A 12,425-nucleotide genomic window follows, 5' to 3' on the forward strand; every position below is an offset into this window, starting at 1 on the left:
TCAGTACTCCAACAACTTGGCGGCCAGATCGGTCATCACTTCGGTGGCCCCGCCACCAATCCCGAGGATCCGGGCGTCCCGGTAGTGGCGCTCGACCTCGGACTCGCGCATGTAGCCCATGCCGCCGAAGATCTGCACGGCCTCGGACACCACCCACTCACAGGCCGCGACCGAGACGTTCTTGGCGACGACGGCCTCGAGCAAGGGGCTGCGGCCGGCTGCGGCCAGCTCGGCCGCCTCCCGGGTCAGGGAGCGTGCGGCGGCAGTTCGGCTGTGCATCTCGACCAGCTTGTGTCGAATGACCTGTCGAGTGATCAGCGGCTTGCCGAACGTCTCTCGCTGCCGGGCGTACTCCACGGACAGATCGAGGGCTCGTTGGGCCGTCGCGTAGCCCTGCGCAGCGAGGCTGACCCGTTCGTTGACGAACTGGTTGATGATCAGCCCGAAGCCGCCGTCGACGACACCCACGATGTTGCCTGCCGGCACCCGGACATCGTCGAATGTCAGCTCGGCGGTGTCGGAGCAGTGCCAACCCATCTTCCTGAGCGGGGCCGAGACCGAGAAGCCGGGCAGCTCCTTGTCGATGACCAGGAGGCTGATGCCCCCGAAACCGGCACCACCGGTGCGTACGGCCGTCGTGACGAAGTCGGCCCGGACGCCCGATGTGATGAATGTCTTGGCGCCGTTGACAACCCATTCGTCGCCGTCCAGGACGGCGCGAGTCGTGAGGGCAGAGACGTCCGAACCGCCTCCTGGCTCGGTGATGGCCAGCGAACCGATCAGCTCGCCGGCCAGCGTCGGTCGAACATAGCGGTCGATCAGATCGGCGTTGCCGCTGTCGACGATGTGCGGCACTGCGATGCCATGGGTGCACAGGCTCGCCAGCAGGCCCGATGAGCCGCCCCCGGCCAGGACCGCCTCGGTCATGATCGTCGCGTCGATGATGTCACCGCCGGCTCCGCCGACCTCCGGGTCGAAACCGATGCCCAGCAGGCCCACCTCGGCGGCCTGGCGGTGCAGCTCGCGGGGCAGCATGCCGTCGTCCTCCCACGCCGGCAGGTGTGGCGCGATCTCCCGCTGGGTGAACGAGGTGACCAGCTCCCGCAGCGCCTGTCGCTCGGGTGTCTGCCAGACGTTCACAGCGCGGCCTGGGCGACGTGTTCCGGCAGGAGCCTCGCCGGCATCGCGCAGTCACGCGCCCGAAGCCATTCGCCGACACCCTTGGCCTGCGGATCCAACCGGGTGGACGACGCCACCCCCTCACCCAGCAGGCGGTGGACGACGATGTTGACTGCGGCCAGGTTGGGCAGCAGGTGGATCTCCAGCTCGAGCGTCGCCGTCTCCGGCAGGAGCTCACGGATCGTGGCCTCGTCGAGGAAGCCCGCCAGCCACGCGTAGGCGTCGTCGCGGTGCGGGTGATCGGCCGGGATCCAGACCCCGATGTTGGCGTCGCCACCCTTGTCTCCCGATCGGGCGTGCACAAGTCGGCCCAGCTGGGTGCGCACGATGTCGCCAACCCACTCGGGAAGCTCAGGGCGGGTGCGCGCCGCTGCTGCTGCCTGTCCGGTCGACACGGCCTCGGGGGGCGGGATCTCCTGGCGGGTGCCGTCGGCGTGAACCACGACGTGCGGAACCTCCGACTGCGGGACGTAAGCCGGCCGGTAGACGCCGAAGGGCGTGCCGGCCGCTGGCGGTCGGGTGACGCTGAAGCCGGGGTAGGACGCGAGCGCCAGCTGGATCGCAGCATCGCTGAACGCCCGCCCGACCGGATCGGGTTGCGCGCTCCTGACCTGACAGCGCAGCAGCGACGTCGCTGCGGCCTCGGTCTCCGGATCCGGTATGTCGGTGCGGTCGAGCTGCCACTCGATCGACTCCGGGGCGGTGCCGGCGGCGAGGGCGCTCTCCATCTGCTCCTGGATCAGGGCCGCCTTCTCGGGGATGTCCAGCCCGGTCAGCAGGAACTCGACACTGTTGCGGAATCCGCCGAGTGCGTTCAGGCAGACCTTGGCGGTCGCCGGCGGGGCCTCGCCCACGGCACCGGTGATCGACACCCGATCCGGCGCGGTCTGCGCCAGCTCCAGGGTGTCGAGCCGTGCGGAGACATCGGGACCGAGATACGTCGGGTGCCCGATCTCGTACACGAGCTGGGCCGTGACGGTGTCGACCGTGACCGCTCCGCCGGTGCCGTCGTGCTTGGTGATGACGGCGGAGCCGTCGTCGGAGATCTCCGCGATCGGGAACCCCAGAGGGCTCGACATGTCGAGCTCGGTGAATCCGGAGAAGTTGCCGCCGGACGCCTGTGTGCCGCACTCGATCACGTGACCGGCGACGACCGCGCCGGCCAGCCGGTCCAGATCGCTCCTGTCCCAGTTGAAGTGCGCGATCGCCGGTCCCACGACGACCGAGGCGTCCGTGACTCGTCCGGTCACCACGATGTCGGCACCGGCCCGGAGGGCCGCAGCGATGCCGAAGGCCCCGAGGTAGGCGTTCGCCGTCATGACGCTGCCGAACGCGAGCTCGCCGGACCGGGCCAGCAGATCGTCGCCCTCGACATGCGCGATCGAGATCTCGAGGTCCTGCTCTGCGGCGATCTCGCGGAGCTTGTCAGCGAGGCCGGCAGGATTGAGCCCTCCGGCGTTGGCGACGATCTTGACGCCAAGCTCCTTGGCCAATGCCATCGAGTCGGTCATCTGTCGCACGAACGTCTTGGCGTAGCCGAGCGTCGCGTCCTTCATCCGGTCACGGCCCAGTATCAGCATCGTCAGCTCGGCGAGGTAGTCACCGGTGAGGTAGTCCAGCTCGCCGCCCTCCAGCATCTCGCGCATCGCAGAGAACCGGTCGCCGTAGTAGCCCGAGCAGTTCCCGATCCGCACGACATCGGCCGAGACCCCGCTCATCGCTCGGCCATCCTGACCGGATCGGCGCCTGGCATCCCCGCGAATGCCTGCACGATCGTCAACCAGTGGGCCGCGTGGTCTCCCTCGGCGTGCACGTCGACGTCGTCGACATGGCGACGACGGGTTGCCAGCAGCGCGAAGTCGTAGCCGGAACCGGTGATCCGTTCCGGCGCATCCTGCGGTCCCCAGGCCCACACGTCACCATCCGGACCGGTCAGCTCGACTCGGACGTCCACCGTGGGAGCCTGTTCACCACGCACCAGATGTGCGAACCCGCGGGTCCGCACGCCGATGTGACACACGTGCTTGGCCCGCGAGGTCTGTGGGATGGGCAGGCCGAGAGCCTCAGCGACGTCGTGGCTGTGCGCCCAGGTCTCCATGACGCGTGCGGTCGCCATCGACGCCGGGCTCATCGGGGGCCCGTACCAGGGGATCTTCTCGCCGTCAGGCACTGTGCGCAGGGCCGCGTCGAGCGCGACCCGACCTTCGCGCCATGAAGCCAACAGCTGCTCGGGCGGCAGGGCCGCCATCTCCTCGGCGGCCTCGTCGATGAATCCCCCGGGATCGGAGGCGGCAGACTTGATGCCACGGGCGAACTCGTCCGGCTCGGTGATCGCCGAGTGGGACGCGAGGTCGGTCCAGTGCAGGTGCCCGACCTGGTGTGCGACCGTCCACCCCTGTGGAGTCGTGACGGTGGCCCACCCGTCGGCTGGCAGGCTGGCGACCCAGGCGTCGAGCTGCTGGCTCTCCGCGGCGAGATCGGACAGGACGCCGTCGAGGACGCTCAGGTTCGTCATGGGGTCTCCAGCTGGTGGTCGAGGACGACGGCCCAGGAGTCGAGCACGGCGGCCCGGCGTCTGGTGTCGTCGCTGAGGGATGCCGCGAGACCGAGTCCGCGCAGCAGGTCGAGGGTCGCCTGGACGATGCGGCGGTTGTCCCCACGCGACTCGTCGACCGCGAGCAGCTCCAGCGCGTACGCATGGGTCTCGCGACCGACCCGCCGCTCCAGAGGTGCCACGGACTCGCGCAGCTCGGTATCGGTGCGTGCCGCGACCCACAGCTCCAGCGCGGCGAAGAACACCGGCGACACGAACTGCGCCGAGAGGATCTCGAGCACGGCGCGGGTGCGACCCTGATCCGGGAGGTCGGCGGCGGCCTGGCGCATGTCGTCGCGGCGCCGGTCCGTGAGGTGCCCGACTGCAGCCACCACGAGATCCAGCTTGCTCGGGAAGTGATGCAGCTGAGCCCCGCGGCTGACCCCAGCCCGGCTGCTCACGACGGTCGTGGTCGTGCCGGCCCAGCCGAGCTCGACGAGGGAGTCGATCGTGGCTTCCATCAGGCGCAGCCGCATGGCGCGCGAGCGCTCCCCCTGCGGCGTGCGCGTCTGGGACGCCTCGGTGCTCACTCGATCAGAATGCGGCCAATCGCACAAACAGTCAAGCCTGATTGTTTATACGCAAAGATCCGCCCGGGCGAGACCGTGCAGCGCCTCACGCGATCGAGTCGTCACGGTCCGGCAGGAGCTCGCCGGACATGGTCTCCTCGTGCGCACCGGGATCCTCGGTCGGGATCCGGACCGGCTCCCCGATGGCGCGTCGGGCGAAGTCGGCGGCCAATCGTAGCGCCATCTCTCCCTCTGGCAGCGCATCGGCGAACACCGGGAAGGCATGCACCTGCTTGCGCCACAGATGGGTCTCCACCTCGACACCACGCGCCGACAGCAGCAGCGCCATGGCTTCGACCTCTGGCCGGAGGATCTCGTCCTCGACCGCCACCAGGAAGGTCGGCGACGAAATGTACGCCGAAGCGTGCAGTGGCGAGGCGTACCCCTCGATGCGGGCGTCCTCGGGCAGCCACCGTTCCCTCATCTGCGCCAGCCGCTTGATCGGCAGGTAGGCGTCCTTGGCCCGGATCGCTCGCTCGACAGCCTTGTCGTGGCGGTCGGGGTCGACGCTGAGCAGCGGGGAGAACCCGATGAGTGCAGCCGGCGCCGGGAGGCCCCGACGCGTGGCGAGCTCGGCGATCTTCATGGTCAGGTAGCCGCCGGCGGAATCACCCGCCACCACGATCTTGTCGGGATGGTCCGACACCTCGACGAGCGCGGCGTACGCCGCGATCGCGTCCGCCACCGAGTCCGCGAGCGATCCTTGGGGCAGCTGCACGTAATCGACCGAGATGACGGTCGCTCCCGTCCTGAGCGCGAGTCGCTCACAGATCCGTCGGTGGGTCTGGATGCTGCCGGAGAAGAAGCCCCCGCCGTGGAGGTACATCAGGGTCATGTCGCTGTCCGGTCCGTGCCGATGCTTCATCGCCTCGACCCGCACGCCGCCGAGCTCGTACGCCTGGCCGACGATGTGCGGCGAACGTCGGCGACGTCTCGACAGGCCGTCGAGGGTCTGCACCGCAGCTATCGACCGCTCGTTGATCGGGGTGTAGCGCATGACCGGCTTGAAGACGATCCGCATCGCGCGCTGGAGCACGCGCGACTTGAGGCTGTAGCTCTCGTGCACCACGGCGTGCTCGTAGACGACCTTCATCGGTCCGCGGCCGGGCAAAGCCAATCTCTCCCGCCGTCGCGGCGTTCTCACGGCACCCACCAGGGTGCTGGCGCGCTCGTACATGAAGGACCACACGCCTTGCACCATACTCTCGGTATGTCTTGAACTCAAGTCGCGAGACGATATCTGCGCAGGTCAGGGGGCATTTTCGCGCGGTACAGTCAGTCAGACTGGAAGCGAGCGTCCACGTCGACGTGGATGACGATGTCCTCAGGAGTCAGGTCGAGCCCGGGGCCGCGTCCGGATTCAGCGAACGCAACCCGGGTCAGCTCCGGCATCGAATCCCGGCCCCCGACAGGATGCGTCAGCATCCCCGGATCGGCGATCTGCAGGGCGACGACCTTGCCGCGCCGCACGGCGTTGGCATATGACTGGGCCTTTGCGACAGCGTCGTCCACCGCGGCCTTGCGGACCTCGGTCTCGTACGACCGCCGGTTCTTGGTGCTGACGTCCCACGAGACACCGGACACCTCGACCGCGTCCGTGCCGGACCAGAAGTCAAGAAAGCCGCTGAGTCGCTCGAAGTCGGTGAACTCCGCGCTGACCTGGATACGGGCAACATGCACCACCGCGAGACGGTTGCCCTCGGCATCACGGGGACGGTGACTGAAGACCCTGACCTGGTCGCTGGACCAGACACCCACCGCCCGCAGCTCGACGAGCTCCTTGAGCTGGGAGACCAGCGGCTCCTGGATCGCGGTGGCCCGCGAGAAGGCCTGCTGCTTGTCGTCGCTCTCGACGGCGGCGGCCATCGACACGACCGCACGTTCGGCCGGATAGCGCTGCTCCGCAGATCCGCGGACCGTGATGTCAAGTGCCATGCGGCCATCCTGCCATCGGACGCGGCGCGAAACAGGCGGACTCTTCCCTGATGTCGTCACTCATGTCGCTGGCTCGCCATGGCTTAGCCGGGGCTCAGTCCCGCATGTTGAGACGGTCTTGCGACACGGTGAGACGGTGCGACTCTCGAAACAAGAACTTCTACTCCCTCGCCTCCAGGAGACACCATGAGCGACCAGTGGTCATTTGAGACCAAGCAGATCCATGCAGGCCAGGTTCCGGATCCGACCACCGGCGCCCGAGCCCTCCCGATCTACCAGACGACGTCCTACCAGTTCCGGGACACCCAGCACGCCGCCGACCTGTTCGGGCTCGCGGAGCCGGGCAACATCTACACCCGCATCATGAACCCGACGCAGGACGTCGTCGAGCAGCGACTGGCCGCCCTCGAGGGTGGCGTCGGTGCCCTGCTGGTCGCCTCGGGCCAGTCGGCCACGACCGGCGCGCTGACCAACGTCGCCGAGGCCGGCGACCACATCGTCGCCTCCGCCAGCCTCTACGGCGGCACCGACAGCCTGCTGCGCCACAGCTTCCCCAAGCTCGGCATCGAGGTCACCTTCGTCGAAGACTCCAACAACCCCGACGCGTGGCGTGCCGCGACCCGCGACAACACCAAGGTCTTCTTCGGCGAGACGATCGGCAACCCGAAGGGCGACATCCTCGACCTCGAGGCCATCTCGGCGGTCGCCAAGGACGTCGGGGTCCCCTTCATCGTGGACAACACGATCGGCACGCCCTTCCTGCTCAACCCGTTCAAGCACGGCGTCGACACGATCGTCCACTCCGCGACGAAGTACATCGGCGGGCACGGGACCGCGGTCGGCGGAGTCATCATCGATGCCGGCACCTTCGACTACGCGGCGCACGGAGACAAGTTCCCCGGTTTCACCACGCCCGACGCCAGCTATCACGGACTGGTGTTCGCCGAGGCGCTTGGCGCTGCGGCCTATCTCGCCAAGCTCCGCGTGCAGTTCCTGCGCAACATCGGACCGGCGATCAGCCCGTTCAACGCGTTCCTGCTCGCGCAGGGCCTGGAGACCCTGAGCCTGCGCGTCGAGCGCCACATCGAGAACACACGGGCAGTGGCCGAGTGGCTCCAGTCGCGCCAGGACGTCAGCACCGTCACCTGGGCCTCGCTCGACAGCAGCCCCTACAAGGCGCTGGCCGACAAGTACGCGCCTCAGGGTGCCGGTGCGGTGCTGACGTTCGAGCTCCCCGGCGGCGTCGAGGCCGGCAGGGCCTTCATCGACTCGCTCGAGCTGTTCAGCCACGTCGCCAACATCGGTGACGTGCGCAGCCTTGCGATTCATCCCGCGAGCACGACCCACTCCCAGCTGTCGGCAGAGGAGCAGGCATCCGCCGGCGTGACGCCCGGGCTGGTTCGCCTGGCGGTCGGCCTCGAGGGCATCGCCGACATCCTCGCAGATCTCGATGCCGGGCTCCGCGCGGCGAAGTGACGATCAGTCCCAGCATCGATCCCTCTCTCGTCACGGGTGCGTGGCGGGAGGGGGATCCGGTCGGTCGACGCCACTTCATCGACATCGGTGACCTGCGCCTCGACTCCGGGCGCACGATCCCCGACGTGCGTCTCGCCTACGAGACCTGGGGGGAGTTCGACGGCTCCAACGCGGTCCTGATCCTGCATGCCCTGACGGGTGACAGCCACGTCTGTGGGCCGACCCAGCCCGGACATCCGACCGTGGGCTGGTGGGACGCCCTCGTGGGGCCAGGCAGGGCCGTCGACACCGACCACCAGTACGTGGTCGCAGCCAACATCCTCGGGGGCTGTCAGGGCTCAACCGGACCGTCCTCCAAAGATGCAGACGGCCTGCGCTGGGGTGGCTCGTTCCCCGCGCTGACCGTGCGCGACCAGGTGCGCGCGGAGGTCGCGCTCGCCGATGCGCTCGGCATCGACACGTGGCACGCCGTGATGGGCGGATCGGCCGGCGGGATGCGCGCGCTGGAGTGGGCCGTGGAGCATCCCGACCGGGTCGAGCGGCTGTTTCTGCTCGCCACGTCGGCGTACGCCTCGGCCGACCAGATCGCCTTGTCGACGACGCAGATCGACGCGATCCGCGCCGACACGGCGTACTTCGACGGCGACTACTACGACGGCCCGCACGGACCGTTGCATGGACTGGACCTCGCCCGCCGGATCGCGCACATCAGCTATCGCAGCGAGACCGAGCTGTCCCGCCGATTTGGACGGGATGTGCAGGACGACGGCCGATTCGCGGTTGAGTCGTACCTCCAACATCACGGTGCCAAGCTCGTGTCACGGTTCGATGCCAACTCCTACGTCGTGCTCAGTGCCGCGATGAACAGCCACGACGTCGGCCGCGGCCGCGGTGGTACTGCCTCGGCGCTCCAGCGGGTGACGGCCCGGACGGTCGTCGCCGGCATCGACTCCGACCGGTTGTACCCGCTGTACCAGCAGCAGGAGCTCGCCGATGGCATCCCCGGCGCGACCCCGCTCGCCGTCGTCCGGTCCGACTTCGGACACGACGGCTTCCTGGTCGAGTCCGACCAGGTGAGCCGGCTCGCCCGCGATCTGCTGGCTTGACGCGGTGGACGATCCGCCACCGACGGCTCGCTTCAGACCATGCGACGCACGACGCTGAGCGGCGCGTGCTTCATGACCTGGCCCAGGGGCGCCCACGGCCATGACGGCACGGCCGCGTCGGTGACCTCAGCCTCGATCTTCTTGACCAGCGCACGGCAGCCGGTTGCGGTGTCGACCATCATCTTGGCCTCCTGCTGGACGCCCTCGTTCATCTCCGAGGCGATGTAGCCCGGGAACAGCGTCGTGACCTTGATGTCGAGACCCTTGCGGCCGATCAGATCCGAGCGGATGCCCTCGGCGACCATCGCGATGCCGGCCTTGGTCGCGGCGTAGGTCGTCATCGACGATGGCATGCCGCGCATCGCCGACATCGAGGAGATCACCACGAGGTGCCCGGACTTGCGCTCGTAGAAGTGCTCCATCGCGGCCTCGCACTGCGCGATCGCGGCGATGAAGTTCGTCTCGGCGGTCTGCTTGTTCGCGTGGAACTTGCCGGTGCCGATCCGGCCCCCCTTGCCAAGGCCAGCGTTGACGATGACGCGGTCCAGTCCGCCGAGATCCGTGATGGCCTGCTTGAAGACCGTGAAGACCTGATCGTGGTCGTTGACGTCGAGCGCGTGGACGACGACCTCGATGTCGGGATGAGCCGCTACGAGCTCGGCGCGAAGCGCCTCGAGACGGTCGACCCGCCGTGCGGTCAGCGCGAGGTTGTGGCCTGTTGCGGCGAGGATGCGGGCCATTCCAGCGCCGAGCCCGGAGCTCGCTCCGGTGATCAGTACGTTCTTGCGCATGCGTCAGTCCTTCTTCGACATCTTGATGGAGGCCTTGTTCATCATGGAGTAGTACAGCGGACGTGCAAATCGCTTGGCGGCGTACGCCATCTTGCCGTCGCGGTCGGTGAGAATGATGTGCCGATTCCTGGCGACACCGGACACGACCCGTGCAGCGATGTCGTCGGCGCTGAGCTTGGCCCGGTCGATCAGCTTCGCAGCCGAGGCGTTGGCGGCCTCGTCCTTGCCGCGCAGCGAGTCGGTCAGATTGGTCCTGAAGAAGGTCGGGCAGGCGACCGAGACCCTGACGCCAAACGGTTTCAGCTCGTGGAAGAGGGTCTCGCTCAGCGCGACGACTCCCGCCTTGACCGTGTTGTACTCACCCATCCGCGGCGGGTGGATCAGCCCGGCGGCCGAGGCTGTGTTGACGATGTGCCCGCTGCCCTGCTCCTTCATGATCGGCGCGAACGTGCGGCAACCGCGGGCGACCCCAAGCAGGTTGATGTCAATGATCCACTGCCACTGGTCCATCTCGGACAGCTCGATCCGGCCACCGGCCGCTACCCCGGCGTTGTTGAACAGGTAGTCCAGTCCGTCCCACTCCTCGATCACCCAGTCTCGCGCCTTTGCCCAGTCGACGTCCTGCGTCACGTCCAGGCTCAGGTAGGAGACGCCGTCAAGGCCGCGCAACGTCGCCGGACGCTCCTCATGGACATCCGTGGCGAGGACCCGGCCACCTCGTTCGACGAACTGGCGGACCAGGGCCAGCCCGAGCCCGGACGCGGCACCTGTGATCAGCACACGAGCTTCAGGAGCAATCGGCATATTCAGATACTAGCGGTATCTGAATAAGTGGTCATCTGAAGGTGATCAGGTCCCGCGGCAGGTGCGTGCTCTCGTTGAAGGCCAGCAGCCGCGGTCCGGTCGATCCGACGATGACTGTCGTGATGCTCGCATTGATGACGACGTCGTTGAGGCGTTGGAACAAGGCGCCGTCGCCGCTCAACAAGTGAGAGGCGACGAGCGCAATCGGCCCACCCGAGGTGAACACCGCGACGGACCGACCGGGACCGGCATCACCGGCGACGGCAGCGAAGGACGCCATCACCCGGGCCGTGAAGTTTTCATACGTCTCGGCGTGGTCTCCCCGGCCGGCGATCCACTCATCCAGCGCGAGGTTGAGCAGGCGTTGGAAGGCCTTCGGGTCCTTCGTCAGCGCCCGCGGATCGTGGGCTCTTGCGATGGCGAGGTGGTCGTACTCATCCCACCCGGCGTCGATGTCATAGCCGTCGCCCTGACCGGACGCGTCGATCGCGGCGATAGCGGTCTGCGCATGGCGCTTCATCGATCCGGCGACGACCGAGGCCGGCGCCCACCCGGAGGCCTCCCACGAGGTGCCCAGCCCGACCGACTGCTGGACACCAACCGGGGAGAGCACGTCATAGTCGTCGCTGCCCCATGACGCCTGGCCGTGCCTGACAAGATGCACCGATCCCATTCGGGCAGCCTATCCGCGTGGCGCGCAGCTGCGTCCTGGGTTGCTAGGTGGGTCAGATCGCGAGCGATATGACAGCAGCGGAGGTGGGCTCCTTCGAGCCGCCTCGTGGTTCGACCGTCACGGCAACGTGATCGGCGCGCTTGAGGTCGTGCATGATCATCGTGCCATCCGTCGCGAACGTGCCCTGCGAGCGAGCCGACAGGCCTTCGATCATCCACACCTGATAGACGCTGCCCTTCTTCAGCTTGGGCAGGTCGTTGGCGACGATGACCGCGACGTCGCGCGCGGATGACGAGACCAGTCGCACGTTGCCGCCCCCGGAGAAGGCGCGTGCCTTGGTCGAGGCGTCCGGAGCTGCCAGCACCGCCGAGATCGACTCGCTGGTGACCAGGCTGTCGCGCGCGTGCCCGCGTTCGATAGCGAATCCGCCGGCCGAGACTGCTCCCAGGGCGAACACTGCCGCGACAACGAGGCGAGGCAGCACACGACGGAGTCGTCGGTGCCGCTCGAGCTCGGCGACGACCGGCCTGATCTGGGGCGTCGAGGCAACCGTTGCGAGCACGCGGGCTCGCACGGCATCTGGTGCCCGGACCGCCGTGACCTCCGCCAGCCGTGACGCGGTGGCGAAGAAGCCAGGCATCTCAGCGCGGCACGAGCCGCAGGTTTCAAGGTGGTCCTCGAAACGAGCGCGGTCCGCGTCGTTGAGCGAATTCAGTGCATACGCACCGGCGAACGAATGCAGGTCGATCATGGTGCGCTCCTCACTGGTCGGTGGTCTGTGGTCTGGATGGTCCGCCGGGCGCTTGGCGCTCGGGCGGTGCTGTCCCTCAAGAGTAATTCGTTGCTGTGTCAAGGAGGGATGGGTCAAATTTGCCGCCCACAGCTCAGTCGTGCAACCCCGTCAGGGGTGGTGGTGTCAGTCGCCCGACGTGGTGTTCACGGTGATCTTGGCGATGCCGACCAGGAGGTCCTGGGTGACAGCGTCAGTCTTGAACACGTCGTTCAGCAGGCCTGCAGCGACCGGGCTGATGAGCACCTTGGTGCCCTCGAGGATCGCGGTGTCACCCTCGGCCTGGAGCGGCTTCAGGGTGGTGCCGTTCAGCGTCAGGACGTAGGCGCTGGTGACCACGGACTTGCCGTTGACCGACACGTCGCCGTAGACGCGCGAGACGCCCGGATCAACGTTCAGGTTCGTGATCTCGACCTTGGTTCCACCGGCCTCGAGCGAGAAGCCCGAACCCTCGTGCTGGACCTGACCGATGACGTAGGGCGAAACGGTGCCCGGCTTGAAGTAGGTGA

At 67.7% G+C, this 12,425-nt stretch carries 12 protein-coding genes and 1 pseudogene; 2 read left to right on the forward strand and 11 right to left on the reverse strand.

Going from position 1 to position 12,425, the window contains the following annotated elements; genetic code table 11:
* The 6 genes from WB461_RS04450 to WB461_RS04475 form a co-directional block, all read right to left on the reverse strand.
* On the reverse strand, window positions 1–1,140 hold the full coding sequence (locus WB461_RS04450; RefSeq protein WP_423851512.1) for an acyl-CoA dehydrogenase family protein: 1,140 nt from the start codon (window positions 1,138–1,140) through the stop codon (window positions 1–3).
* Window positions 1,137–2,897 (reverse strand): acyclic terpene utilization AtuA family protein, encoded by a 1,761-nt coding sequence (locus WB461_RS04455; RefSeq protein ID WP_423851513.1) that lies wholly within the window; start codon window positions 2,895–2,897, stop codon window positions 1,137–1,139. Before WB461_RS04455 ends, WB461_RS04450 begins: the two co-directional genes overlap by 4 nt.
* Window positions 2,894–3,694, reverse strand: a complete 801-nt coding sequence (locus WB461_RS04460; protein ID WP_423851514.1) for a TIGR03084 family metal-binding protein — start codon at window positions 3,692–3,694, stop codon at window positions 2,894–2,896. Before WB461_RS04460 ends, WB461_RS04455 begins: the two co-directional genes overlap by 4 nt.
* Entirely contained in the window at window positions 3,691–4,302 is a 612-nt protein-coding gene (locus WB461_RS04465; RefSeq protein WP_423851515.1) for a TetR/AcrR family transcriptional regulator, read from the reverse strand. Before WB461_RS04465 ends, WB461_RS04460 begins: the two co-directional genes overlap by 4 nt.
* Before the next feature lie 85 nt (window positions 4,303–4,387).
* Window positions 4,388–5,434, reverse strand: coding sequence for an alpha/beta hydrolase fold domain-containing protein (locus WB461_RS04470; RefSeq protein ID WP_423851516.1), 1,047 nt, complete (start codon window positions 5,432–5,434; stop codon window positions 4,388–4,390).
* A 182-nt stretch (window positions 5,435–5,616) separates the two neighbouring features.
* Complete coding sequence (locus WB461_RS04475) at window positions 5,617–6,276, reverse strand: SIMPL domain-containing protein (RefSeq protein ID WP_423851517.1); 660 nt, start codon at window positions 6,274–6,276, stop codon at window positions 5,617–5,619.
* 186 nt (window positions 6,277–6,462) lie between these two features.
* Between WB461_RS04475 and WB461_RS04480 the strand changes: the two genes are divergently transcribed.
* Together WB461_RS04480 and metX are read left to right on the forward strand one after the other, a co-directional pair.
* The gene (locus WB461_RS04480) at window positions 6,463–7,752 is read left to right on the forward strand and encodes a bifunctional o-acetylhomoserine/o-acetylserine sulfhydrylase (RefSeq protein ID WP_423851518.1); all 1,290 of its coding nucleotides are present in this window, start codon (window positions 6,463–6,465) and stop codon (window positions 7,750–7,752) included.
* Window positions 7,749–8,858, forward strand: a complete 1,110-nt coding sequence (gene metX / locus WB461_RS04485) for a homoserine O-acetyltransferase MetX (protein ID WP_423851519.1) — start codon at window positions 7,749–7,751, stop codon at window positions 8,856–8,858. The genes WB461_RS04480 and metX overlap by 4 nt, the downstream gene beginning before the upstream one ends.
* Before the next feature lie 32 nt (window positions 8,859–8,890).
* On the opposite strand, the gene WB461_RS04490 is transcribed toward metX, so the two are convergent.
* The 5 genes and pseudogenes from WB461_RS04490 to WB461_RS04510 form a co-directional block, all read right to left on the reverse strand.
* A complete protein-coding gene (locus WB461_RS04490; RefSeq protein WP_423851520.1) occupies window positions 8,891–9,649 on the reverse strand; it encodes an SDR family oxidoreductase in 759 nt (252 codons plus the stop codon).
* Window positions 9,650–9,652: 3 nt separating this feature from the next.
* On the reverse strand, window positions 9,653–10,453 hold the full coding sequence (locus WB461_RS04495; RefSeq protein ID WP_423851521.1) for an SDR family NAD(P)-dependent oxidoreductase: 801 nt from the start codon (window positions 10,451–10,453) through the stop codon (window positions 9,653–9,655).
* 31 nt (window positions 10,454–10,484) lie between these two features.
* Window positions 10,485–11,126 carry a histidine phosphatase family protein gene (locus WB461_RS04500; protein WP_423851522.1) on the reverse strand — a complete coding sequence of 214 codons (642 nt, stop codon included), beginning with the start codon at window positions 11,124–11,126 and terminating at the stop codon, window positions 10,485–10,487.
* A 52-nt stretch (window positions 11,127–11,178) separates the two neighbouring features.
* A complete protein-coding gene (locus WB461_RS04505) occupies window positions 11,179–11,877 on the reverse strand; it encodes an anti-sigma factor (RefSeq protein WP_423851523.1) in 699 nt (232 codons plus the stop codon).
* 165 nt (window positions 11,878–12,042) lie between these two features.
* A pseudogene (locus tag WB461_RS04510) lies at window positions 12,043–12,425 on the reverse strand (hypothetical protein); the annotation flags it as partial.

It is taken from the genome of Aeromicrobium sp., from assembly GCF_049587115.1.
Taxonomy (GTDB): Bacteria; Actinomycetota; Actinomycetes; order Propionibacteriales; family Nocardioidaceae; genus Aeromicrobium.

What these genes read in the sequence shown, in the direction of transcription:
- WB461_RS04455 (WP_423851513.1), bottom strand. Translation starts at nt 2,897, where the DNA reads ATGAGCGGGGTCTCGGCCGATGTCGTGCGGATCGGGAACTGCTCGGGC.
- WB461_RS04460 (WP_423851514.1), bottom strand. Translation starts at nt 3,694, where the DNA reads ATGACGAACCTGAGCGTCCTCGACGGCGTCCTGTCCGATCTCGCCGCG.
- WB461_RS04470 (WP_423851516.1), bottom strand. Translation starts at nt 5,434, where the DNA reads ATGAAGGTCGTCTACGAGCACGCCGTGGTGCACGAGAGCTACAGCCTC.
- WB461_RS04475 (WP_423851517.1), bottom strand. Translation starts at nt 6,276, where the DNA reads ATGGCACTTGACATCACGGTCCGCGGATCTGCGGAGCAGCGCTATCCG.
- WB461_RS04480 (WP_423851518.1), top strand. Translation starts at nt 6,463, where the DNA reads ATGAGCGACCAGTGGTCATTTGAGACCAAGCAGATCCATGCAGGCCAG.
- WB461_RS04490 (WP_423851520.1), bottom strand. Translation starts at nt 9,649, where the DNA reads ATGCGCAAGAACGTACTGATCACCGGAGCGAGCTCCGGGCTCGGCGCT.
- WB461_RS04495 (WP_423851521.1), bottom strand. Translation starts at nt 10,453, where the DNA reads ATGCCGATTGCTCCTGAAGCTCGTGTGCTGATCACAGGTGCCGCGTCC.
- WB461_RS04500 (WP_423851522.1), bottom strand. Translation starts at nt 11,126, where the DNA reads ATGGGATCGGTGCATCTTGTCAGGCACGGCCAGGCGTCATGGGGCAGC.
- WB461_RS04505 (WP_423851523.1), bottom strand. Translation starts at nt 11,877, where the DNA reads ATGATCGACCTGCATTCGTTCGCCGGTGCGTATGCACTGAATTCGCTC.